At 37.3% G+C, this 23,453-nt stretch carries 22 protein-coding genes and 1 pseudogene; 20 read left to right on the forward strand and 3 right to left on the reverse strand.

Annotated elements, in window-relative coordinates:
* Positions 1-97 precede the first annotated feature (97 nt).
* Positions 98-940, forward strand: a complete 843-nt coding sequence (gene dat, locus FAR12_RS03570; RefSeq protein WP_126406330.1) for a D-amino-acid transaminase — start codon at positions 98-100, stop codon at positions 938-940.
* Positions 941-955: 15 nt separating this feature from the next.
* A complete protein-coding gene (locus tag FAR12_RS03575; protein ID WP_126406333.1) occupies positions 956-1,882 on the forward strand; it encodes a dipeptidase in 927 nt (308 codons plus the stop codon).
* A gap of 55 nt (positions 1,883-1,937) precedes the next feature.
* On the opposite strand, the gene FAR12_RS03580 is transcribed toward FAR12_RS03575, so the two are convergent.
* Entirely contained in the window at positions 1,938-2,987 is a 1,050-nt protein-coding gene (locus FAR12_RS03580; RefSeq protein WP_126406336.1) for a M42 family metallopeptidase, read from the reverse strand.
* A 129-nt stretch (positions 2,988-3,116) separates the two neighbouring features.
* On the opposite strand from FAR12_RS03580, the gene FAR12_RS03585 reads away from it, so the two are divergent.
* The 5 genes from FAR12_RS03585 (at position 3,117) to FAR12_RS03605 (ending at position 10,657) form a co-directional block, all read left to right on the forward strand.
* Positions 3,117-3,350, forward strand: a complete 234-nt coding sequence (locus FAR12_RS03585) for a group-specific protein (RefSeq protein ID WP_126406339.1) — start codon at positions 3,117-3,119, stop codon at positions 3,348-3,350.
* A 118-nt stretch (positions 3,351-3,468) separates the two neighbouring features.
* On the forward strand, positions 3,469-3,915 hold the full coding sequence (locus FAR12_RS03590) for an SRPBCC family protein (RefSeq protein WP_126406342.1): 447 nt from the start codon (positions 3,469-3,471) through the stop codon (positions 3,913-3,915).
* A gap of 235 nt (positions 3,916-4,150) precedes the next feature.
* Entirely contained in the window at positions 4,151-6,442 is a 2,292-nt protein-coding gene (helD, locus tag FAR12_RS03595; RefSeq protein WP_126406345.1) for an RNA polymerase recycling motor HelD, read from the forward strand.
* A gap of 421 nt (positions 6,443-6,863) precedes the next feature.
* Entirely contained in the window at positions 6,864-10,247 is a 3,384-nt protein-coding gene (locus FAR12_RS03600) for a hypothetical protein (RefSeq protein WP_126406350.1), read from the forward strand.
* Positions 10,248-10,324: 77 nt separating this feature from the next.
* Positions 10,325-10,657, forward strand: coding sequence for a hypothetical protein (locus tag FAR12_RS03605; RefSeq protein ID WP_126406354.1), 333 nt, complete (start codon positions 10,325-10,327; stop codon positions 10,655-10,657).
* Between the two features lie 414 nt (positions 10,658-11,071).
* Here FAR12_RS03605 and cyoE read toward each other — a convergent pair whose 3' ends face one another.
* A complete protein-coding gene (gene cyoE / locus FAR12_RS03610; RefSeq protein WP_126406357.1) occupies positions 11,072-11,992 on the reverse strand; it encodes a heme o synthase in 921 nt (306 codons plus the stop codon).
* A 196-nt stretch (positions 11,993-12,188) separates the two neighbouring features.
* Here cyoE and FAR12_RS03615 point away from each other — a divergent pair.
* Positions 12,189-12,326: pseudogene (locus tag FAR12_RS03615) on the forward strand (SDR family oxidoreductase); the annotation flags it as partial.
* Positions 12,327-12,820: 494 nt separating this feature from the next.
* Here FAR12_RS03615 and FAR12_RS03620 read toward each other — a convergent pair.
* The gene (locus FAR12_RS03620; RefSeq protein WP_126406360.1) at positions 12,821-13,462 is read right to left on the reverse strand and encodes a pentapeptide repeat-containing protein; all 642 of its coding nucleotides are present in this window, start codon (positions 13,460-13,462) and stop codon (positions 12,821-12,823) included.
* A 239-nt stretch (positions 13,463-13,701) separates the two neighbouring features.
* Between FAR12_RS03620 and FAR12_RS03625 the strand changes: the two genes are divergently transcribed.
* The 12 genes from FAR12_RS03625 to FAR12_RS03680 all read left to right on the forward strand — a co-directional run bounded on the left by FAR12_RS03625 (position 13,702) and on the right by FAR12_RS03680 (position 23,385).
* Positions 13,702-14,715 carry an acyltransferase family protein gene (locus FAR12_RS03625; protein WP_126406362.1) on the forward strand — a complete coding sequence of 338 codons (1,014 nt, stop codon included), beginning with the start codon at positions 13,702-13,704 and terminating at the stop codon, positions 14,713-14,715.
* Positions 14,716-14,779: 64 nt separating this feature from the next.
* Positions 14,780-15,502 carry a GDSL-type esterase/lipase family protein gene (locus tag FAR12_RS03630; protein WP_126406365.1) on the forward strand — a complete coding sequence of 241 codons (723 nt, stop codon included), beginning with the start codon at positions 14,780-14,782 and terminating at the stop codon, positions 15,500-15,502.
* Positions 15,503-15,612: 110 nt separating this feature from the next.
* Complete coding sequence (locus FAR12_RS03635; protein WP_126406368.1) at positions 15,613-16,410, forward strand: pentapeptide repeat-containing protein; 798 nt, start codon at positions 15,613-15,615, stop codon at positions 16,408-16,410.
* A gap of 146 nt (positions 16,411-16,556) precedes the next feature.
* A complete protein-coding gene (locus tag FAR12_RS23640) occupies positions 16,557-18,047 on the forward strand; it encodes a GNAT family N-acetyltransferase (RefSeq protein WP_185819428.1) in 1,491 nt (496 codons plus the stop codon).
* Positions 18,044-18,466, forward strand: coding sequence for a VOC family protein (locus FAR12_RS03645; RefSeq protein ID WP_126406371.1), 423 nt, complete (start codon positions 18,044-18,046; stop codon positions 18,464-18,466). The genes FAR12_RS23640 and FAR12_RS03645 overlap by 4 nt, the downstream gene beginning before the upstream one ends.
* A gap of 14 nt (positions 18,467-18,480) precedes the next feature.
* Entirely contained in the window at positions 18,481-19,233 is a 753-nt protein-coding gene (locus FAR12_RS03650; RefSeq protein WP_126406374.1) for an AAA family ATPase, read from the forward strand.
* Between the two features lie 540 nt (positions 19,234-19,773).
* Complete coding sequence (locus FAR12_RS03655) at positions 19,774-20,304, forward strand: CBO0543 family protein (RefSeq protein ID WP_126406377.1); 531 nt, start codon at positions 19,774-19,776, stop codon at positions 20,302-20,304.
* Between the two features lie 61 nt (positions 20,305-20,365).
* A complete protein-coding gene (locus FAR12_RS03660) occupies positions 20,366-20,896 on the forward strand; it encodes an AAA family ATPase (RefSeq protein ID WP_126406380.1) in 531 nt (176 codons plus the stop codon).
* A 31-nt stretch (positions 20,897-20,927) separates the two neighbouring features.
* Positions 20,928-21,638 carry a class I SAM-dependent methyltransferase gene (locus FAR12_RS03665; protein ID WP_126406383.1) on the forward strand — a complete coding sequence of 237 codons (711 nt, stop codon included), beginning with the start codon at positions 20,928-20,930 and terminating at the stop codon, positions 21,636-21,638.
* A gap of 26 nt (positions 21,639-21,664) precedes the next feature.
* On the forward strand, positions 21,665-22,192 hold the full coding sequence (locus FAR12_RS03670; protein ID WP_126406386.1) for a DinB family protein: 528 nt from the start codon (positions 21,665-21,667) through the stop codon (positions 22,190-22,192).
* A gap of 39 nt (positions 22,193-22,231) precedes the next feature.
* Positions 22,232-22,777 carry a GNAT family N-acetyltransferase gene (locus FAR12_RS03675; RefSeq protein ID WP_126406388.1) on the forward strand — a complete coding sequence of 182 codons (546 nt, stop codon included), beginning with the start codon at positions 22,232-22,234 and terminating at the stop codon, positions 22,775-22,777.
* 17 nt (positions 22,778-22,794) lie between these two features.
* Positions 22,795-23,385 (forward strand): histidine phosphatase family protein, encoded by a 591-nt coding sequence (locus tag FAR12_RS03680; protein ID WP_126406391.1) that lies wholly within the window; start codon positions 22,795-22,797, stop codon positions 23,383-23,385.
* Positions 23,386-23,453 lie beyond the last annotated feature (68 nt).

Genomic DNA, 23,453 nt, shown 5'->3' on the forward strand with positions numbered 1-23,453 from the left:
ACAAACTTTCAAAATGGTCTCATTTTTCTATGGATGTTTTTGGCGAAAAAGCGTATTTTAGTACTATACGAAAATTACAAAAAGGGGCTGTGAAGAAATGGGATTGGGATATGTAAATGGGAAATTTGTAAGCTTAGATGAGCTTGTGATTCCAATAGAGGAAAGAGGGCATCAGTTCGGAGATGGGGTATACGAAGTCATACATTGCTATAACGGAAAGCCCTTTATGCTCGATGAGCACATTGAAAGATTGATTCGTAGCTGTGAGGCTATTAAATTACCAATCACACAAACATTTACAGATTTTCAAGAGCTGATTCTAACAGGTGTTGAAAAAGCTCAATTGGTTTTTGGAAAAGTGTATTTGCAAATTACGAGAGGAATCGCACCAAGAAATCATCCATTTCCTAATGTGCCTGTGTCGATTACGATGACATTAAATGAATCGGAGCCAACGCCTGTGGAAATTCGAGAACAAGGGGTCTCAGCGATCACGCATGAGGATGAAAGATGGGCGAAATGCTACATAAAGTCACTTAACCTTTTACCCAATATCTTGGCGAAACAAGTGGCTCAGGATCAAGGGTCCTTTGAAGCGATTCTCGTGAGGGATGGATATATTACTGAAGGAACGAGTTCGAATGTGTATATCGTGAAAAATGGTGAGATTATCACAACACCTCTAAGTAATCATATCCTTGCAGGGATCACGAGAATTGCAGTGAAACAAGCTGCTGAGGAACTGAATATCCCGTTTGTCGAAAAAAATTATTCGCCTGAGGAACTTTTACAGGCAGACGAAGTATTTATGTCGAATACTTCAATTGAGATTCTCCCGATCGTTAAAGTAGACAGTCAAAAGATTGGCAATGGAGTACCTGGAGAAATTACGAACAAGCTCTATTCTCAATACCAGGTATATAAGCAAAATCAAGCGTAGTATTGGAGTGAGCCTGTGAATATTATTGATATGCACTGTGACGCCTTATTGAAGCTATGGGAGTCTAAGGGAAAGGCATCATTTGTAGATGCGCCAGTAATTGATACAAACAAGGTTCGAATGAAAAAGGGGAAGGTGAAAGTACAGGCTTTCGCCGTCTGGGTCGATCCATCCATCAACACATTACATCAATTTGATGTCGCTCTTGAGCATGTGAAGCTCTTTCACGAAGAGATTGTACAAAAAAACGAAGAGATCAAGCATATTAAGGATTGGTCTGAACTCGATAAGTTAAAAGAAGATGAGATTGGAGCGATTCTCACATTAGAAGGAGTCGAGCCAATCGGCAATGACATTTCTAAACTTCATATTTTATATGAATTAGGCGTTCGGTTGGTGGGATTAACGTGGAATAGTGCGAATCTTGCTGCTGATGGGGCACTAGAGGCAAGAGGTGCAGGTTTGACGAGTTTTGGAAAAGAAATCGTCCGTTTCAATAATGACAGGCAAATTATAACAGATGTGTCTCATTTGAGTGAAAGGGCCTTCTGGGATGTGATGGAGCTAGCTCGCTATCCAATGGCTAGTCATTCTAATACAAAACATCATTGTGACCATCCGCGTAATCTATCAGACTCTCAGGCAAGAGCGATGTTTGAACGTGGAGGTATGGTTCATGTTGTCTATCATCCACCTTTTGTGAAAAAGGATGGGAATGCAACAATCCAGGATCTTATAAGGCATATCGATCATCTATGTGCATTAGGTGGAGTTAAGCAGATTGGTCTCGGTTCAGACTTTGATGGGATTGATGCAAAAATTCCTGGTCTTGCCCATGCAGGGGAAACACAAAACCTAATCAATGAGTTGCTTAAACACTTTAGCGAGGAAGAGGTTCGCGGGTTTGCTTCTGAAAACTTCTTGCGTCATCGTCCGAAATGATTTAAAAAAAATGGCGTGCAAACGAGTAAATGTTTGCGCGCCATTTCTATTTTAATTATAAAAACATTTCCGAAAGTACATAATGATGTAAAAGCTTCGCTGTATTTGTAATTGAAGATTCATGCGTCCGTTCGAAAGCATGAGAAGAATCGATACCAGGTCCGATTAGTCCGTGAACGATATCATGTCCAGAGCGAATAGCAGCCGATGCATCAGAACCGTAGTACGGATAAATATCGAGCTTATACTCAATTCCATTTTCCTCAGCTAACTGGACAAGATGTTTTCTTAGCCCGTAATGATATGGGCCGCTCGCATCCTTCACGCAAATGGAAACTGTGTATTCATCGGTAGATTGACCATCTCCCATTGCGCCCATATCGACAGCTAAATATTCGATCGTTTCAGGTGTGATATTGGAATTTCCACCGTAGCCGATTTCTTCATTATTTGAAATCAAGAAATGAGTTGTGTAAGGCAAAGTAATGTTTTCTGTCTTCAGTTGCTTAATCAATTGAAGCAGGATCGCAACACTTGCTTTGTCATCAAGATGTCTAGATTTAATAAAACCGCTTGGCGTGATTTCCACTCGTGGTGCAAAGGAGACAAAATCGCCCACTTCGATACCGAGTGTACGTACATCTTCAGCATTTTTAACAACCTCATCCAAACGAACTTCCATATTATCCTGGTTTCGTTCTGCTTTTCCAGCATCCTTATAGACATGGACAGACGTTTGGTGCATTAAGATGGTTCCGGTGTATTTATTGCCTGAACTTGTTTCAATCTGGCAGTATTCCCCTTCAATGGAGTTAAATTTGAAACCACCTATAAGATCCAGTTTTAGACGTCCGCTTGGTTTAATTTCTTTGACGATTGCACCTAATGTATCGACGTGAGCTGTAAGCATCCGGTGCTTAGAAGTATCAGTACCTTGAAGTGTAGCAATGAGACCACCTTTTCGGTTCCGATAGGTATCCACCTGTAATTCTTTTAAAAAGTTCTCAACGTATGTAATGACTTCATTGGTGTTTCCTGTAGGGCTTGGAATCGATACAAGCTCTTTTAACAGGTCCATCGTTTGCTTTGTATTTGGGTATGTCATGGGTTGACTCCTTTCATATCTGTATGTTCCTATATATAATACCACTTCATTAGGGCGAATTTTAAGAAAAAACGTATAATTGCTTCATCTTTTGCAAATCGCTAAAATGAGAGTAAGGAGGTTTTGTTCATGAGCGAATGTAAGATTGACCACACCATCGAAGATGTGAAAAATAAATATGAGTCTCAAGCGGACTTTTTACCGGAAGATGTGAAGGCATCGTTCTCCGATTTTTTCGATGCGGAACATACGCAAGAAATTCTGAATGATGTCTTTCACTTATTGAAAAAATATGATTTAGCAACGGAAGATGAAAGAGAAACTCGAAATAAACGCTTAACTCTGGTCCTGAATAATTTATAAGGTATAAAAAAAGGAAGAAAACAATATCTTCCTTTTTAATTTGTCCTTATCATTTTAAAAAAATTTGCCGAATACTCTTTATTACGGGGAAGATCTTCTAAAAGAGGAGAGGGTATAGTTGGCAAAGTTATACAGCATGATTATTGATGCACCGATTAATTGGGTTTGGGATTTCTTACAGGATTTCAGCCATTGGGCGCCAATTGTGCCTGGTTATGTAAGCCATGAAGTGATTAGTAGTAAAAAATCAAACTGGGTATATACGACCGATTTAGGAATTATAAAGAAGAAGTTTGAATTTGAATTGGAGATTCTGAGTTTGACCCCGCCAAGAAGCATGACCTTTCAAGTCAATGGGTTAAATGAAGGTTTTACGGGTCATGGAAGTATAGAAGCGAAAAAATTGAAAAGCGATCGAACCTTTGTTAACGCTACGCTTGATCTTCAGCCGACAGGAAATCTGGCAAAAATAATCAAGCCTCTGATTAAATCCAATCCTCCAAAAATCACTCAAGAGTTTAAGGAAGCGGTAACAGCTAGAATTTATGAATATAAACAAGGTTAACGAACACAAGCCCCTCGAGATAATTGTGTAAAAAGAGAAATCTCTCCTGAAACAATGAAAAAACCATCTTGCATTTCTAGCTACAGGGTGCTAGAATGAAAGATGGTCTGAAAGTTTAAGTTTAGTTAAATATAAATATCCTATAATAACATTAACATAAATAAATAATTATGTCAAGGGAATAGGATTTAAAAAAATGATTTTTCGGACCATAAATAAAAAGGGGTGTGATTTCATGAGTGAGGAACAATTAGAAAAGAATCTCGAACAAGAACGGGTACAGGATATAGCTCAAGAAATTCAAATAACGATCGATAAACTTTCCCAACAAGCAGTTAAAGTTAGTTCAGATGCTCATGAAATACGAAAAACATTTTGGAATGATGTGACGGTGAACATCGACGAGCCAGATGACTTCGAAGAAACATTTTGGAGCATTAGACAGCAAGTTGAACTTTTATCGGAAAGAGAAAGAAATGAAAAACAACTCGATAAGCAAATCCGCACACTTTTTAGATTGAAAGGTTCTCCCTACTTTGGTCGTGTTGATTTTACTGAAGAAGGAGAAATGAATGAATCGATATACATTGGAATCGCCTCTTTCATGGACCAAAATGAAGAAAATTTTCTAATCTATGATTGGCGTGCGCCGATATCTAGTCTTTATTATGATTATCCACCTGGTCCTGCTAAATATGAAACACCGAGCGGAATGATCGATGGGGAAATGACGCTTAAACGTCAATTTATTATTCGTAATGGTACAATCGAGGGTATGTTTGATACAGGTGTGACGATTGGTGACGAGCTCTTGCAGAAAGTACTCGGAAAAAATGCCGATGCACAAATGAAAACCATTGTGGCGACGATTCAAAAAGAGCAAAACCAAATCATTCGAAATGAGAAAAGCAAATATTTAATCGTTCAAGGTGTTGCAGGTAGTGGCAAAACTTCGGCTGCCCTACAGCGCGTGGCGTATTTACTGTACAGACACCGGAAAACTCTATCTTCGCAAAATATTATGCTGTTCTCGCCGAATCCATTGTTCAATAGTTATGTTTCTACCGTACTTCCTGAACTGGGCGAAGAAAATATGGCACAAACCACTTTTCTTGAGTACTTAAGTAATCGGATAGGTCGGGGACTGGAACTTGAGGATTCCTTTACACAGCTTGAGTATTTATTGAATAGCCAAGATACTGAGGAATATAAAACAAGAGTGGACAGTATTCGCTTAAAATCGAGCCTGGATTTTAAAAAGATTATGGACCAATATATTGAGGATTTAGGTCATGATGGGCTTGAGTTTAAGAGCATTACATTGAGAAGTGAAATCCTTCTTTCATCTGAGACCATTAAGGAACAATTTTATTCCTTTGATAAGGACATCTCTATTCGTAATCGAATTGAGGATTTAAAGGATTGGGTCGTTAAGGAATTAAGAAAAAAGAAGAAGATGGAGCGGAGAAAAGATTGGGTTAAAGAAGAAGCACAGTTTTTAGACAAAGAAGATTTCTTAGAAGCTTTCCAAAAGCTCGAGTCTAAGCGTAAAGGTGATGAAGAATCCTTTGATGATTTTGTCTATGAGGAAAAGCTTTTAGCAGAAATCGTCGTTAGCCGCTATTTTAAACCGATTATGAAACAAGTGAAGAGGTTAGCGTTTATTGATTATCCAACTATCTATAAAAATCTGTTTCATACGCTTGGGACCGAATGGTCTAGTGTGGGTGAACATACAATAAGCAGAATTGAGAACGAAGAAATCTCATATGAGGATGCAACTCCGTTTGTTTATTTAAAGGATAAGATTGAAGGATCTATTACTCGTTCCTCTATACGACATTTGTTTATCGATGAGGCGCAGGATTACACACCTTTTCAAATTACCTATTTGCAGGAGCTTTTTCCTTATAGCAAAATGACCCTATTGGGGGATATTAATCAAGGAATCTACTCTCATTCTGATGAAGCTGAATCATTTTTACCAGCGGAAATGCAGGATGACGAGGAGCGGATTATCCTTACAAGAAGTTATCGTTCAACAAAACCGATAGTGGAATTCACAAAGTCTATTTTGAAGGATGGAGGTATGATCGAAGCGTTTAATCGTGACGGACAAATGCCGACCATTACCACGATTTCTTCTGGTCGAGAGGCCTTATTACGAAAAATTGTTGAAACGATTAAAGAACAATCATCCACTTACCAAACGGTGGCAATTATTTGTAAGACTGCAAAAGAAAGTGCAGAAGTATATGCGCACTTGAAATCAGAGGTTCCCGTTCGATTAATCGAAAAAGGGACGATAGCTTTTGAGACTGGCATTTTAGTGATACCCAGCTATCTCGCAAAGGGAATCGAATTTGATTCAGTGCTATTGTATAATGTCGATAAGTATCAAAGAGAAAGTGAAAGAAGACTTTTATATACGGCTTGTACCAGAGCGATGCATGAGCTCCATCTCTTTTCGATGGGAGAGGGAAGTCTGTTATTGAAGGATAGCCTGGATTATATTGAAACTAAATAGATTTTATGGATGGAATCCTTTGTGGTTTCATCCTTTTTTTGGAGGGGGAAGAAGTATTAGTGGTTTCGGTTTATAATGCCGGTGCGCTGTTGATAATCATGGTGGCGGTAACTATGAAGGCTTCATAATGCCTGATCGTTGATGATTTTCAGTGTGAGGGTAACTATGAAGCGTTCATAATGCCCATAAGTAGTCCATTTTCGGAAGGATGGTAATTATAAAGCGTTTATAGTGACCAAGTGGTTTGAGTTTTCATTTCAGCGGGAACTATGAATCTTTTACACCACTCGACCTTAGTCCTATTGGTATCAGAGAAATAAAATAGACTTCGTTAAAAGAAAATTTTCCCAAAATATATTGAAATTTCTCCTTAATGGTGTAAAATTACACTAAAAATACAAAGAGAAGGTAGGGGGATTTCTTGCAGCCGCTATCAAGAGATGAGAGAAAACGCATTGTTCAACAAGAATTAGTACAACTTGAAAGAGCAAACTATATTACCTCAAGTGTGTACGAAGGGGTTACAAAAGCACACCATCAGTACTATGATGACTTAGAAGAAAAGGAACAACAAAATCGGGCGACGGCTGAACTAGTACAGGCACCAACAGAAAAGAAGCTGAAACCACAGCTTAAAATACCTGAAAAAGTCAAAAAAACGGAAGAACAAATCAGAGAGAGAAACATTACTTGGCTCCTAAACCTAGGGGTTATTCTCCTGTTAATTGGTGGACTCTATGTGGCCACGAGCAATTGGGCGACAATGTCGAGTCTGACGAAGGCTGGTGCAATAGGATTAATCTCCATTTTGTTTTACGGCATTGCCTTTGTATCGAAAAGAATCCTCAAAATTGATAAGACAGCTTTTGCTTTTATCGTTCTGGCAAGCTTGTTTTTACCTATTTTCTTATTGTCAATTGGCTGGTTCGAACTAGCTGGGACTTACTTGTCCATTTATGGAGAAGGACGTTATCTCTTTGGGTTCATTAGCAGCATTTTGATCCTACCGGTCTATGCTCTTTTGGCGAACAAATTAAAGTCCAGATTATTCGTCTGGTTTTCTTACATAACACTTACAATCGCAATGGGATTTCTGCTTGCGTCATTCAAATTAGGAGAGGATAGCTTCTTTCTTGGAATGATGCTGTTCCAAGCGGTTTTAATTTTCTTGTATCACCGCGTAAAAGGATTTGAGAAACAGAGGATTTTCACAAATGAATTTGTTTATTATGCTCAGTTTAATTTAATCCTAACAACTTTACTCATGCTTGTTCTTTTCAATTCTCATGCGTACTTAGGATTCAATATGATATTAACGGCTGTTATCTATTTATCGATGGTTTATGTAAGTGGAAGAAAAGAATTTCACTTTGTTTTCAGCGCTATGCTTGTGTATGGTGCCTACCAGCTTATTGAAAATACGGTACCCAATGATTTAAGTCCTTTGTTATTCGCGTGCATTGGATTCATTTTTCTCATTGTACCGAGGGCACTTGATGACGATTATCCGTGGAAAAAGATTTTCACCTATACAAGCAGTGTCGTCTCTGGATGTGCTTTTCTTTTTATTACACTTCAGGCCATCACGATAAATTGGGGAGAAGCATCTATTGTTTTAATGATCGCCTATGTTGTGATTGCGGGGAACTTTTTATATTTGAGCAATACGACGAAAAAAATTCTATTTCGTTATCTAACTGCTGTCTTTTTATCAGTAGCTTTATTTGAAGGGATGCTTCTCATCAATCAAGAAATAGAACTACGGCCAATTGTGCTATATGTGTTCTTGATCGGGTTCATTCTTTTTGCTGGAATTGGTGTATACGCGAAGGGGAGACTCCTTGAGGGCATTAAGCAGCCTGCGAGAGACGTTGGTTGGGCCTATATGTTCTTATCGATATTTATTGCTTTCACCATGTACGATTGGTGGGAACTTGCTGTTATGCTGCTACTTATCAGTGTTTGTGCGTATTTGAGTCTTGAAAAAGAAACACGTGCTGATTTTATACCGTTCGCAGAATGGCTTCTCCCTATATCACTTGGTTTGGCAGTTACTTCGTTTGCTGAGGAGTTGAGAGGGCTCTGGCCCTTTTACGAGAATGAGCTAGGAGTTGCGACTCATTGTATTCTAGCGAGTATTGCTCTGATTGTTGCGTATGTTGCTTTTAAAAAACAACAATTAAAAAGAAACAGCTTTTATGTTGCTCAAGGACTCTATACTTTAGGACTAATAGCTGCCATATTCCTCTCGATCAATGGGGAGTGGGTACGTCCACTGATCTTCATCGGAGGCATCCTAATATATAGTTGGCTTTATCGGATTATAAAAATAAAGTACGTAACGTATGTAGTAAGCGGCATATCCTTGATGGCTTATTTTACGATTTTAAGCTCAGGAGGGGAGCTTGGTCGACTGCATCTTATCGGCGGAGCTATTATACTATTGGCAGTAGCGTTCTTTATGAGAAATCGTGAAAAGCATTATTATCAGGCGTTTGCTTTTGTTGGCCATGTCTACATGCCGATTGCTTTATTGCTAACACTGTTTATTTTCGGAAAGGAATCAGTATGGAGCTTTCTTATCGGTCTAATTCTCTATTCCTTAAGTACGAAGCTGGTCGAAAAAGAATGGATACGAAAGGTATTCCTCTATAGTGCCTTTACGATGGTTTTTGCCATATTTGCAACGGCGATTGAATATGTCGAAAATCTTGATGGAGAGTATGCATTTCTTTTAACAAGTGTTGTTATAACAGGATTTTGGCTGTTTGCAAATGCTTCTTATAAAAAGCGAACTATTTACTACCTTGTGGCATTTTCTTTATTAGGGATGCTTGCCTTTTTAAATATGTATCCATACAAAATAATCCCGTTCGTAGTAACTGTGGTGTATTCAATCGGATTATTGCTGATTCTACACCGAAGTAAGTGGGATTTCCTAGCGATACTACCAAACCTATTTATTTATATGGGTGCCATACAATATTTAATCTATGAGCCATTTTCATCAATTCATGAACTATGGATTCTAGCGGGACTAGGAATTGCCTTTCTCATTGCAGGAAAATGGTGTTACCGTCAGTTGTTCGAGCAACATGAAGGAGAAGTGTCGTTCTCGGTTGATTCCTATACGTTGATAGCCGTTTTCTTCTTTGGGACGATGTATGGGTTCGATCAACCAACGATATGGTCAAAGTTACTTCCAGGCTTGTTAATTGTACTAACATTATGGCTCCAAAGAAGAAGAGTATCTGTGGAACTCCAATGGATACCGACATTTTTAGCAGGTGCGTACTTACTGCAGCCTTATTACGCTTTGCTTGGCGAGCTTTCAATACATCCACTTTTAGTAAAAGAGGCTTATGTTTTACCATTTATCATGCTTTTGATTTATTTACAATTTTGTCTAAAAGGAAAATACGAAGAGATTATAACTTATTTGCAGTGGGGCATTTTGCTTGTGGTATCAGGAGTGCTCGTTTTTGATGGCCTGGAAACGTCAACCATTTACGATGCATTAATTGTCGGAGGCTTGTCCTTAGTTTCTTTACTTGCAGGTGTTTTCCTAAAAATAAAATCGTATTTCTTCGTCGGTTCAGCGGTCCTATTGCTAAATGTATTCCTGCAAACCAGACCATACTGGGGAAACCTTCCATGGTGGGCATACTTACTCATTGCCGGTTCAATCTTGATAGGAGTAGCCAGTTCTAACGAATGGAATAAACAAAAAGCAGCAAGAGGAGAAAAAACACTCATATCCACATTAAAAGATAACGCCATAAAAATGTGGAAGCAGTGGAGATGAAATTATAATTAAGGAAGCTAGAAACAGTAGTAATAAATGCCTTGTTGTTTGCTTTTTCAATTAAGGGGGTAGAAAATATGTGGGAGACTCTTCCTGATTGGTTTTGGGCATTATATTATTTGTTTTTCTTGTCCACGTTAGGAACTGCAATAATCAGTGTTGTAAAAAATAGGCATAGGAGATTGTCCGTTTTAGCCATTGTTTTTACTTTTACGGTTCCAATAATTAGCCTGATAAACAGCATTGGTAGAGTAGAAGGAATGAATGAATTAGAACACTTATTTAGTCAACTGCAACGTGGTGCAGTTTGGTCTATCTTTACTGTTATGGGTTATTTGTTCTTATTAGTATGGTGGGTATTAACCCTGTTCAAAAGTAAGTCCAAAAACCAAGTGATAGAATCGAATTAAAATAACGGAGACCTCAATATTTGGGGTCTTTTTATTCAATAAACGATTATTATGAAAAACAAAACTGCTTAAGTTGAGCCGAACTAGTTGATTGGAGCGGAGGGTGCTTGACTCCTGGGGGAGTAGCGTGATAGGCGAGACTTACTGGCGCTAGCGCCTTACAGCTCGGCTCACGCCCCCCGGAAAGCAGGTGCCCGGAACGTAAAGCAACGGAATCTATACGCAATTCCATCCAAAAATCACAAAAGGCACCGAGAGGAGTGAACTCTCAATACCTTTTGTCAACATAGGGCTATCCAGGCCGTTTTTGAGTGTAAATTGATTCTGAAATCAATTAATATTAGTAAAGTGATGTTTGATGTTTTCTCCAAGGTAAGTTACCTTTTTACTATTACTGACAACTTTATTCGTTTCTTATGAGAAAAAGAATATCCCCATTAAAGAATAAATAATCACCGTTGAAAATAAAACGGTCATGTGGACAAGAGAATAAATAAACATCGACTTTGCCCATTTACTTGGCTCCATTTTTTTCGAGCCGTATATATTTAAAACAAGCCAACCGATGCTCAAAATCAGAGCCACTAGCATAAGGCCGATACTCAATGTCCCGAACAGAAAGCTCATCAAAATCATGATGACAAGATAGACGTTCGTCTGGATATATGTTCTTTTGACCCCTTTAACGACGGGAAGCATTGGAACTTTAGCAGCTTCATAGTCTTCGTGACTGCGAATCGCAATCGCATAAAAGTGAGGCATTTGCCAAATAACTGTGACAAAAAATAATCCAATAATTGCAGGGTGAGTAATATCCGGTTGAATGGCAGCCCAACCGATTAGTGGTGGCATAGCTCCAGAAATACTGCCTATTTCAGTATTCCAAATGGTTCTTCGTTTTGACCACATTGTATAAGGTACGACATAAAAAAACACGCCGAGAAAACCTAGTAAGCCAGCAAGAGGAGTGGCTAAGGCGAGAATTCCAACTCCAACAACCGTCATAAGAATGCTTAAAATAAGTACGGTCTTCGCTGAAATTTCTCCCGTTACGGTTGGGCGATTCTTCGTTCTCTTCATAACCGAGTCAATATCCCGATCGTATAGATTATTAAAGGCTCCTGCAGCAGCAATCACTAGCGTCGAACCAAGTAGAGCATAGACGATATTGGGGTAACTTTCCACTAAATCTTTTTGATAGGTGTATAGAGCGAGAGTTAATCCAGCAAACATCGGGATTAAGTTAGATTTAATGATACCTGTTTTAACCGTTGCTCCAATAATTTTGGATAACGGACGTTTGGGAAGTTCGTTTGAACTTAAATTTTCATTCATGACGTTGAAAGGTCCTTTTCGTTAAAATTTCTCTGCAGTCTGCATTTATAGCACTAATATAACATTCGATAGCGTTACTTATTGTGATTAAAATCACCAATACTATTTTACCATCATTCTTTCAAGAAATTAAGTAGTAGGTTAAAATTGAGAATATATTTCATTCTAAAGAAGAGGGGTAAAATGGAGTTAGGGTGAAAACACAATTCCACTTGGCAGATATGGAGAGCCAGTGGAGTTTGCCAAAACCATGGTGTTCCTGGCATCAGAAGCCTATACTTACAAAACAGGTCAGTCTATTCTTGTCGATGGCGGTTCGACTGGATCGATTTAAATGGGCTAAATTTTAGACATTTTTCATCATGATTTTACAATAATATAATTATGTAAACTAATAATAATCGAAAGCTTGGAGAGAATCCTCCAAGCTTTTTTTAGATCATATTGGTATGGAATGATTTAAATTATGTGAAAAAAATCTAGTAAAGATATTTGAGTAGGAAATAGAAGTAATCAGTGAAACCCGAATGTTGAATGATTAGAATCTCATTATCATCTCTGTCTGAGTCTTTCGTACATTCCAAATAAGCTTCGGTTTCTTGAAATAAATCACAATGCGAGCAGTGTTTAGATTGGGGAGGGGATTCATTTGCAGCAACTACGTGACTTGAAACATGGCTTGTACTGACTATCATAATAGTCAAAAAGACGATGCACAAAGATAAGAAATATCGAAACAACAGGACTCCTCCTTCCATGTCGTTTCAATATTTTATGAAATATTGGAAGGAGGGGAATAGACAATTGGTGTGGAAAAATTTAACAAGATTAATCTTTAATTGTGAGGCCAAGCATCATCGCAAATCCAATTGCTTGTTCAGAGTTCACAATGCAGCCAGGTAGATCGTTTAATTCAACTTGAATGGTTTGAAAAGTAGAACTACTAATGTCAGTTCCTTTTAATGCAGTGCGAGAGAAATTCGCATCATTCAAATCACATTCCTGAAAGTCTATTTTATTGAATTTACATTCATAGAAGTCTGCATTTCTGAGAATGCTGTTATTGAAAACCCCTTGTTTGAAGCTGCTATAGCCAAACGAACTTAGATTCAAATTACAATTTTCGAATAAGACATTCGCGAAGGTTGCCTCCGCTAAATTCACTCCTAATAATTTGCAGTTCTTAAATTCTGTCCGGTGAATTACTGCCTCCATGAGGTCAGCGTTTGATAAATCACAATGGTCAAAAATAACATCAGTTAAATCGATTTTTCTAGAAGAGACGTTGTTAAAGGTTACGTTTTGAAAGATGACTTGCGAAAACCTAATCTTATCCAAATTTTCTAGTTCAATTGTACAATTCGAGATAAGACAGTCTTCAATATATGGATCATCTGGATTGAAAATTTCCTCAAAGTTTACTGGAGCTAAATGAGCAGGGATTTTTGGTACATCGATTTTTTTGGCCATATGTATCATCCTTATTTTAAAATAAATTCTTCAATAACATTATAACTGAACGCAATGGAATTTGAATTTATTATGTTGATATATTTTAAGGAACGGAAATATGTTATGAAAATGTTAGGAAATTACAGCTATATTACAGTTTTATTAAAAAGAACATAAAGAGAATACAACCTCTCGAAAGTTATAGACGTATAGAAATGGGGTATGGTAGTCTATAAAAGTTGTTGGGAGGTTGAATCATGGAAAAACGAGAAGCTTACTATGATAACGCGAAATTTTTTCTGATTTTTTTCGTTGTATTTGGCCATTTAATCCAATCGTACATTCAAGAGGATAAATTTATCTACACCATATACACAACAATTTATACATTTCATATGCCTGCATTTATCTTAATCTCAGGATTTTTTGCAAAAGGCATTCACAAAAAAGGGTATGTCAAGAAGATCACGAAGAAATTAATCATTCCGTATTTAATTTTTCAAGGGATATACGCAGTTTACTACAATTTTATCCAGGAAAATGATGGGATTGTATTAGACCCATTTGTACCGCAATGGTCCCTATGGTTCCTGATAAGCTTATTTTGTTGGAATCTCATGCTGTTTGTTTTCACGAAATGGAAAGCTGGCATTTCACTGATCATCACTGTAGCCTTAGGTGTCATTGTTGGGTATTTTGATGAGATTAACAGTTTCTTAAGCTTATCACGTACGTTCGTCTTCTTTCCTTTCTTCTTAATCGGATACTACTTGAAGAAGGAACATTTTGAAAAAGTGAAGGCAGTAAAGTTTAAGTATTTGTCGTTGTTCGCATTGTTATCAATATTTGCTGCTGTTTATCTACTTCCGGACTTCGAATACAAATGGCTGTTTGGTTCAAAGCCATATGGGGAATTGGATGAAGCCGGACTTAATGCTGGAACAATTCGTTTAGGCGTTTACGCCGTTACATCCCTTGCGACGCTTAGTTTCTTAGCATTAGTTCCGAGAAAACACTATTTCTTTACAAAATGGGGTACAAGTTCGCTTTACGTCTATCTTCTACACGGTTTCTTTGTAAAATACTTTAGAAACAGTGGATTAGAAAATGTTCTAAGTGAATCAGAACAAATCATTGTGCTGCTACTCTTATCAATCTTACTGATTGCGTTTTTATCGAGTAAATTTATTCGAAAAATTGCCCAGCCGTTGATTGAATTAAGGCTCTCTTTACCGAAAAAGTATGTGGCGAATTTCGGACAAAAGGAATAAAACATACATTGAATTAGTTACAAATGGGAACACTCCTAACTAGCAAAGGTTAGGAGTTTTTTCTATGAAAAATTATTTCTTTTTTATCATTCTTATAACAATTGTGTTTGGGACATATTCATGGTCTATGTCAGCTTCTCGAGAGATCAATGTAGTCGCTTTAGGGGATTCGATTACATACGGGACGGGCGATTCAAAGAAAATGGGCTATGTTGAAAGAGTGAAAAACCAGCTTGAGGAAAAAGAGGGCTTGCCTGTATTTGTGAAAAACTATGGAGTGCCACGGCTGACAAGTGAAAATATATTAGAAAAGCTTGAGGATACGAAAATACAAGACGATGTTAGGAAGGCTAATTATATTTTTCTCTATATCGGAACAAATGATTTTAGAAAATGGATAAAGCCTGCGGGAGATAAGCTTCTTACTAACAATATGATGAAAGGGAAAACGATCTTTTTCGATAATTTACAGAAAATACTAGGTGAGCTGCGAAGTGAAAATTCGCTTGCGCAAATTTATGTTTTTGGGTTGTATCATCCATACACAGAATTTGAGAACCAACATGAAATATTGGATATTATTGAACTGTGGAATCATGAGATGGTCAATGCGACGAACTTATTTAAAGATACTTACTTCGTACCAACATTAGATTTGTTTCAAAATAAGCCGAAGATGGAATATTTCCAAGATAAGCTCCATCTGAATGCAGATGGCTACAAAGCGATTGCGGATCGCGCGATGGAGAGGATTATTGAGATAGAAAAGAATAAACATTCTAGTTAAGAAAGCTGTCCTGGTGGCAGCTTTTTTTCGTATTGTCAAACAATGGTTTAATTGAATGGAAAATTCTAATATAATCGGACTGTAAGCGTTAAAAGGAAGTGTTAGCTAATATGGAAAAAAATCTATTAGAGTCTGATTGTGAAAAGTGTTTTGGGTTATGCTGTGTAGCACTTCCCTTTGGAAAATCAGCTGATTTTGCTATGGAAAAAGAGGGAGGAACACCCTGTCACCACTTACAGTCAAATTATAGCTGTAGCATCCATAAAGAATTACGGAACAATGGTTTTAAAGGGTGCACCGTCTTCGAATGTTTTGGTGCGGGGCAAAAGGTTTCACAGATAACATATCGTGGTCAAGATTGGAGAGAGGATCCAACAGTAGCAAAGGAAATGTTTGCTGTCTTTCCGATAATGCAACAGTTGCATGAAATGCTTTTGTATTTAGATGAAGCCCGTAATCATGGGGCAACCAAATCGATACATAAAGACTTACAAAAAGCATTGGATGAGACAGAGCTAATGTCGAATTTAAGTCCAAAATCGCTTCTAGATTTAGATATACATATTCATAGAACAAGAATAAACGAATTATTATTACAAGTAAGTGGTCTAGTTCGTGATAAAGTTAAAAACAAAAATTCCAAAAAGGATCTAATAGGTGCAAAATTAAGAGGAGCAAATCTTAAAGGTACTGATTTTAGAGGTGCATGGTTAATTGCAGCCGATCTTCGGGAAGCTGACATGTCTATGTGTGATTTCATTGGTGCTGATTTGAGAGATGCTGATTTAAGAGGAGCTAATCTTACAGGGAGTATTTTTCTAACACAAGTGCAAGTTAACTCCGCTATCGGGGACATCCATACGAAACTACCGGACTCATTAAAATTACCGCCACATTGGCTCGAATAAATTGAACGTTTAGCTCTATTGTTACGCCGAATTTATCGTTACGCCAATAAAGCTAAACTCAATAGAGAGTAAAAGTTCCTCTCCAAGATTAGGATAAAATATGAAACGCGTTTCAGAGCAAGAGTTTTTTTCAAAAAGGTGAGTACATGACGAATATTAAAGACTTAGCGAAACTAGCTGGTGTATCGGTAACCACAGTCTCCCGCGTTTTAAATGAGCATCCCTATGTGAGTGAAACGAAAAGGGTTGCTGTATTAGAAGCGATTAAAGCTACAAATTATCATAAAAACATAAATGCAGTTCACCTAAGCAAGGGAAAGACTTTGCTAATGGGGGTGGTACTCCCTTTCACAAGTCATCCTTATTTTGCTTCATTATTAAAGGGAATTGCTAGAAAAGCATTAGAGCATAATTATAAATTGGTGTTGTTTCAAACGGATTATTTAGAAAGTCGAGAGCTCGATGCACTGAAGATGTTGAATGAAAAGCAGATTGATAGCTTAATCATATGTTCAAGAGCATGTAGTATCGCAACGATCGAAGAGCATCTACAATTTGGACCAATTGTGTTATGTGAGAATTTAAAGAGAGGACAAGTGTCTACCACATTTGTTAACCACTATTCTGTCTTTTTTGAGGCGCTTGAATACTTGTATCGAAAAGGTCATCAAAAAATTGGTTATTGTGTTGGCAGACGGTCAGGGAGTAGCAGTGCGAAAAGAGAGCAAGCTTACAAGGATTTTCTTGAGAAATACGATTTACCTTTTAAATCGGAATATATTATGGATAACTGTCTCTATGTTGAGGACGGAGAAAAGGTCATCAAGCATATGAAGCAAATGGAGGAACCTCCGACGGCATTATTAGTAACGAATGATCAAATAGCAGCAGGTATTGTGACGTGTGCTCATAATGAAGGGATTACGATTCCTGATGATCTAGCCATTATTGGTTTTGATAACCAACCGATTGCAAAGATGATGAATATTACTACGATTGATATTCCACACGAACAAATGGGAGAGAATCTTTTTTTACAAGCGATCGGAGAAGAAATTACTCATAAAGAAAATAGGAGTGAAGCTAATCGAACGCGGGACTGTTTGAGGGGAGGAATGAAAATGTCAGTTATAACAACTGAAAGATTGAATTTACGGAAGATGGAGAAAGAGGATGCAAACTTTTTGCAGGAAATCTTCTCAGACCCTGTAGCAATGAAGTATTATCCTTCTACAAAAGACGAAAAGCAGACGATGGATTGGATTGAATGGACGTTAAAGAATTATGAGGACTATGGTGTTGGGCTTTGGATTGTGGAGGATAAAGAAACAGGAGAATTTCTTGGTCAATGTGGAATCGTACCTCAAGAAGTGGATAACGAGATTGTGATGGAAATTGGGTATCTTTTTGCCAGAAGAGCTTGGGGCAATGGCTATGCCACTGAAGCGGCTTCTGCATGTAAACACTATGGTTTTGAACAATTGAATTTAAGCAAGATCGTTTCCTTGCCTGATGTAAACAATATTCCATCAACAAGAGTGGCAGAACGTATTGGCATGAAAGTTGAAAAGACAATTTATAAGTGGGGAAAAGATGTTTTTGTGTATTCTGTCTCTAGGGAAGGAGAAATCAAATGAAACCAAGGATTACAGTAATCACACTCGGAGTAGATGATTTAGAAAGAGCTGTAGCTTTCTATCGTGACGGACTTGGGTTTCCAACAGAAGGAATCATTGGTCAAGAATTCGAACATGGGGCTGTGGCATTCTTCGACCTCCAAGCAGGTTTAAAATTGGCGATTTGGAATCGCAAGGATATCGCCCATGAGGCTAAAGTAAAACTTGGAACAAGGAGTTCTACTGAATTGACAATTGGTCACAATGTTGGGAGCAAAGAAGAAGTGGATAGGGTAATGGAACAAGCGTTAATGGCTGGTGCAGTCATTTCTGACCCTGCTCACGAAACCTTTTGGGGTGGATACTCTGGTCATTTTCAGGACCCTGATGGACATTTGTGGGAAGTCGTCTGGAATCCACAGTGGGATTTACAGGATTAGGAGGTATTCATGATATGAAACTTGATCGGGACACTCAATATATCAGGGAAGTTCGTTTGAAAAGGGAACAGATTTTTTCCTATGATCATTTTCCACTAAATCTTCCAGTCATTCGCTATTTAGATGAAATTGTCTTTCATCCAAATATCACGTACATAGTAGGAGAAAATGGAACCGGAAAGTCCACTTTACTTGAAGGAATTGCGCTTAGTCTCGGATTTAATGCGGAAGGCGGTACTTTGAATTTTAATTTTTCAAGCTATGATTCTCACTCTGATTTGGACGAATATCTTCGAGTGGTAAAAGGGGTTGAAAGAGCAAGTGACGGCTTTTTCTTTCGAGCAGAAACCTTTTATAATGTTGCAACGAATATTGAGGAAATGGATAGGGAGCCAGGAGGAAGGAAGATTATTGATTCCTTTGGCGGAAAATCTCTCCACGAACAATCTCATGGAGAATCATTCTTTGCTGCCTTTATGGAGCGGTTTGGAGAAAATGGACTGTACATATTAGATGAACCAGAAGCTGCTTTGTCGCCTTTAAGACAACTGTCGATGCTAGCTAGAATCCATGAATTGATCAACGCAGGTTCCCAATTTATAATTTCAACCCACTCTCCAATCATCATGGCATATCCTCATGCGAAAATCATCCAATTAACAGGGGAAGGGATCCAAGAAATAAGATTAGAAGAGACATCCCATTATTCAATCATGAAGCAATTTTTTGAAGACCGAGAGCGTTTGTTACACCATTTGTTTCAATAGGCAGATGGATTAAATTGTATTCATTTCTCAAAAAAAATTACATAAAACTGGACTAGCACCTTACCACTTTTCTATTTTTGCCATATAGATATGGTAGATAGAAGGAAAGGAGGCTAATCAGATGATATTAACAATCATTAGAAATTTTGTTGACAGTAACATTCAAACAGCAGATCAATTATTAACAAATCTTTTAGAACTGTTTAGATCACTATTAGAGCCAGGCAGCGGTGACTAGTAACCTGCGTAGAGGAATCGGCAATGTTTATAACAATTTTAAGAGTTGGATTCCTAAAAATCGAACCTAATATTAACAATGGTGATTTACAGTCATCATTGTTGTCTTTTACATTCCAAATACTCCTAATAATGTAACTAAGAATAAGCTAACCTACCTTTTGTCTCTCATAGACCATGCGCGTGCATGGTCTATTTTAACGAAAGATAGTAAAATAGTCTGATTATTTAAAAATAGACAACTTTCACCTCATGTAATAAAATGGAAATACAGAAGCTATTTTTATATAAGGAGTCCTTGAAATGCTAAATGTAATATGCGTTTTACTATGGCTATTCGCATTATGGAAATGGGGAGATTGGAAGAATTGGGAGAAATATTACGGGACCATTCTTTTCTTTATGCTAGGTGACTTCCTATATTTATACTTATTGTCAGATCATTATCCAATGTGGAAATATACTCCACCCGATTTATTTGGGAAATATGATTTAACAAACACACATATTGCATTAGCTATTATTCTAGTCAAATATCCTGCCACGATACTCATCTTTTTATCGAAATTTCCCACACAAAACATTTTCAAACAGATTCTTTATTTCGCTTTTTGGATAGCCCTTTATGGTGTAAATGAATTAGTAGATTTACAATTCAATAATATTACATATGACAATGGGTGGACTTTTTGGTGGTCCGTATTCTTTAACGGGGTTATGTTTTTCATTTTATGGGTTCATTCTAAAAAACCATTAGTTGCATGGTTTTTATCGATTATTTTTATCGTGTATTTATGGCAAACTTTCGATGTTCCAGGAATTGTTTTTCGTTAACTTGTAGTCGACGCAAATTTTTGTGTCATTTTTTTTTGAAAAAATTTGATGGAGGTCTAAGATGATCATAATGGTTAATGGAGCCTTTGGCGTTGGAAAAACAACAGTTGCAAAGGAGCTGCATAAAACGATAAAAGAATCGATGCTGTATGATCCAGAAGAAGTTGGCTTTATGCTGAGAAGCATCATAACAGAAGATATCAAACTCCCGGAAGAACGAACAGATAATTTTCAGGATTTGAAACTTTGGAAGGTACTTGTCGTCCAAGTAGCTGAACAATTAAGAAGGCAATATAACAAGAATTTAATTGTTCCGATGACGATTTCTGACAAAGAATATTTTCACTATATTTATAAAGGATTTAAAGGTATAGATAAAGAAACCTATCATTTTTGCTTGATAGCAGAAGAACCAACCATTCATGAACGACTTAGGCTCCGGGGAGAAACGGAAGGGAACTGGTGTTATCAGCAAACAAGTAAATGTGTTGCAGCATTTCAAGCTGAAGAGTTCGCTCAGCAGATTAAAACAGATGGAAAGAGTATTGATGACATCGTTAAGGAAATGAAGAGAGAAATTGATGGGTTATAAGATTCGTATTATAAAAAAATTGGGGTGCTAAATGAAAGATATCATTAGAAAAGCATATAAAGAATTAACCGATGATTATGAGCATAATGTAGACACTCAAAGTGCCTATAACATATTTTACGAGAGGCCTGCTATGACAAACCTTTTCCCTAATGATTTGAACAATAAGAAGGTACTCGATGCTGGGTGTGCAGCTGGTTGGTATACAGAACAGTTCATCAAGTTAGGGGCTGATGTTGTGGCGGTTGATATGAGTCCAGAAATGGTCGAAGCTACCATTAGGCGGGTAGGAGATAAAGCCGAGGTCTTGTGCTGTGACTTAGATGGGAAATTACCTTTTGCTGATGAATCCTTTGATTTGATCATAAGCTCTTTAGTTCTCCATTATGTGCAGGATTGGAAGCAGACTTTTGCTGAATTTCAAAGAATACTAAAACCAAAAGGCTCTTTTATTTACTCTATACACCATCCTATGATGGATATTAACCTATCTAAAGAAAAAGAGTATTTTACTACCGAACTAATTATAGATACGTGGAAAAGACAAGGGAAATTGATAAAAGTACCATTTTATAGACGTCCGTTACAGACGATTTTGAATGAAACCCTTTCTAATTTTTCCATTGAGAAAATATTAGAACCACAGCCTACAGAAGAATGTAAGGAAAAAGCTCCAGAAAGTTATGAAAAACTAATGAAGAATCCTCATTTTCTAATCATAAAAGCGGAAAAACGAAAATAACTGTGATAAAAATGGGAGGAAGATAGATGAATTTTAAACTGAGTGAAGCAATTGAACTTTTGGAGCGTACACCTAGAACACTAGAATATTTTCTAACTGGATTATCTGATAGTTGGTTGCAAAATAATGAAGGAGAAGGGACATGGAATATTACCGAGGTTATCGACCATTTAATTGAAGGGGAGAAAGTAAACTGGATTCCAAGGTTAGAATTCGTTCTTCAGAACGGAGAAAGTAAACCGTTTCCCCCATTTAATCGTTATGCCCACTTAAATCAAGAATTTCCACTTTCTTCGGAACAGAAAATGATTGATTTTAAGATAATTCGAATGGAAAATATAGCTAAACTTAAGAGCCTGATAGAATCTGATTCACATCTGGAACAAACTGGGATTCATCCTGAATTCGGTGTCGTAAAGATAAGAGAATTACTTTCGACTTGGGCCGTTCATGATTTAACTCATATTCGACAAATCGTTCGAATCATGGCTGAAAGATATAGGGCGGATGTTGGACCATGGATAGAATATCTAGGAATCTTAAAAAAGCCATAAAAAATGCCATTCCAACTATCATCAAGGGAGGACAAAAAATTGCTAATAGAAGACAAAGAATATAACATCAAACATTTACATTATATTATAAGGTCAGCAAAAAAGAAGGATGCAAAGTACCTCTCTAAAATCAGGCTTCAAATCGATGGTGAAACAGAAAACCTTGATCGAGAGCAAGGGGAGGCATTTATTGACGAGTCGGGATTTAAGCAGATTATTCAGCGAGATACAGAAAGTACTAGAAACCTATTTTTAGTTGCTGAAGTTGACGGTAGAATTGTTGGATTTTCTAGATGTGAAGGTAATGAATTAAAGAGGACGATACATAAGGTAGAGTTTGGTGTTTGTGTTTTAAAGGAATTTTGGGGCTATGGAATTGGAAGGAATCTTCTAGAAGAATCGATTCAATGGGCTGATTCAAATGGCATTAAGAAAATAGCCCTTAATGTTTTAGAAACAAATGAAAAAGCCATTGAACTTTATCAACAATTTGGTTTTGAAGTAGAAGGAATTTTAAAGAAGGACAAATTCTTATCAGACGGGAAATACTATAATACGATTGTGATGGGACGTTTTAATGATTAAGCATTAGGGGGAAGTAGATGACAGCCATTGGTTTCATTAGACATGGAATTACCGAGTGGAATGTGATTGGAAGAGCACAAGGACGGACAGATATCCCATTAAATGAACAGGGTAGAGAGCAAGCTATGAAAATTGCTGAGAGGCTAACCGACGAAGATTGGAATATGCTCGTCTCTAGTAATTTAAAAAGAGCTGTTGAAACAGCATCAATAATAAGTGAGAAAATGAATCTGCCTATTAGTTTTCTAGATGAAAGAATTCAAGAAATTAGCTGCGGTAAAATTGAAGGAACAACAGAAGAGGACAGGTTAATTAAATGGGGGAGCAGCTGGCGTGACCTAGATCTTGGAATGGAATCAACAGAGGAAGTGGCAAGAAGAGGTAGTGAATTTATCGATGAACTAGTTTACCTTCATAAAGGGAAAAGGATTTTAGTTGTTAGCCACGGGGCGATGATTGGGATCCTCTTACAAACGTTATTGCCAGAAAAATTTAAGACCACCTATATGGATAATACATCTCTTACGATTTTACAAAATATTGATGGAGTTTGGGATTGCCAACTTTATAACTGTACGAATCATTTAAAAACATCTGTTTTAGATTAGTAGAGATTCGCTGCAATGTAATATATCTAGTAGTATATATTTTTTATAGGATCATAATTAAGTTGAAA

The organism is Bacillus yapensis, from assembly GCF_005280205.1.
Taxonomy (GTDB): domain Bacteria; phylum Bacillota; class Bacilli; order Bacillales; family Cytobacillaceae; genus Robertmurraya; species Robertmurraya yapensis.

Bases quoted from the DNA above. Each gene is read 5' to 3' on its own strand.
- cyoE (WP_126406357.1), bottom strand. From the start codon at position 11,992: ATGAATGAAAATTTAAGTTCAAACGAACTTCCCAAACGTCCGTTATCC.
- FAR12_RS03605 (WP_126406354.1), top strand. From the start codon at position 10,325: ATGTGGGAGACTCTTCCTGATTGGTTTTGGGCATTATATTATTTGTTT.
- FAR12_RS03665 (WP_126406383.1), top strand. From the start codon at position 20,928: ATGAAAGATATCATTAGAAAAGCATATAAAGAATTAACCGATGATTAT.
- FAR12_RS03625 (WP_126406362.1), top strand. From the start codon at position 13,702: ATGGAAAAACGAGAAGCTTACTATGATAACGCGAAATTTTTTCTGATT.
- FAR12_RS03620 (WP_126406360.1), bottom strand. From the start codon at position 13,462: ATGGCCAAAAAAATCGATGTACCAAAAATCCCTGCTCATTTAGCTCCA.
- FAR12_RS23640 (WP_185819428.1), top strand. From the start codon at position 16,557: ATGACGAATATTAAAGACTTAGCGAAACTAGCTGGTGTATCGGTAACC.
- FAR12_RS03635 (WP_126406368.1), top strand. From the start codon at position 15,613: ATGGAAAAAAATCTATTAGAGTCTGATTGTGAAAAGTGTTTTGGGTTA.
- FAR12_RS03650 (WP_126406374.1), top strand. From the start codon at position 18,481: ATGAAACTTGATCGGGACACTCAATATATCAGGGAAGTTCGTTTGAAA.
- dat (WP_126406330.1), top strand. From the start codon at position 98: ATGGGATTGGGATATGTAAATGGGAAATTTGTAAGCTTAGATGAGCTT.
- FAR12_RS03630 (WP_126406365.1), top strand. From the start codon at position 14,780: ATGAAAAATTATTTCTTTTTTATCATTCTTATAACAATTGTGTTTGGG.
- FAR12_RS03670 (WP_126406386.1), top strand. From the start codon at position 21,665: ATGAATTTTAAACTGAGTGAAGCAATTGAACTTTTGGAGCGTACACCT.
- helD (WP_126406345.1), top strand. From the start codon at position 4,151: ATGAGTGAGGAACAATTAGAAAAGAATCTCGAACAAGAACGGGTACAG.
- FAR12_RS03680 (WP_126406391.1), top strand. From the start codon at position 22,795: ATGACAGCCATTGGTTTCATTAGACATGGAATTACCGAGTGGAATGTG.
- FAR12_RS03585 (WP_126406339.1), top strand. From the start codon at position 3,117: ATGAGCGAATGTAAGATTGACCACACCATCGAAGATGTGAAAAATAAA.
- FAR12_RS03580 (WP_126406336.1), bottom strand. From the start codon at position 2,987: ATGACATACCCAAATACAAAGCAAACGATGGACCTGTTAAAAGAGCTT.
- FAR12_RS03645 (WP_126406371.1), top strand. From the start codon at position 18,044: ATGAAACCAAGGATTACAGTAATCACACTCGGAGTAGATGATTTAGAA.
- FAR12_RS03660 (WP_126406380.1), top strand. From the start codon at position 20,366: ATGATCATAATGGTTAATGGAGCCTTTGGCGTTGGAAAAACAACAGTT.
- FAR12_RS03655 (WP_126406377.1), top strand. From the start codon at position 19,774: ATGCTAAATGTAATATGCGTTTTACTATGGCTATTCGCATTATGGAAA.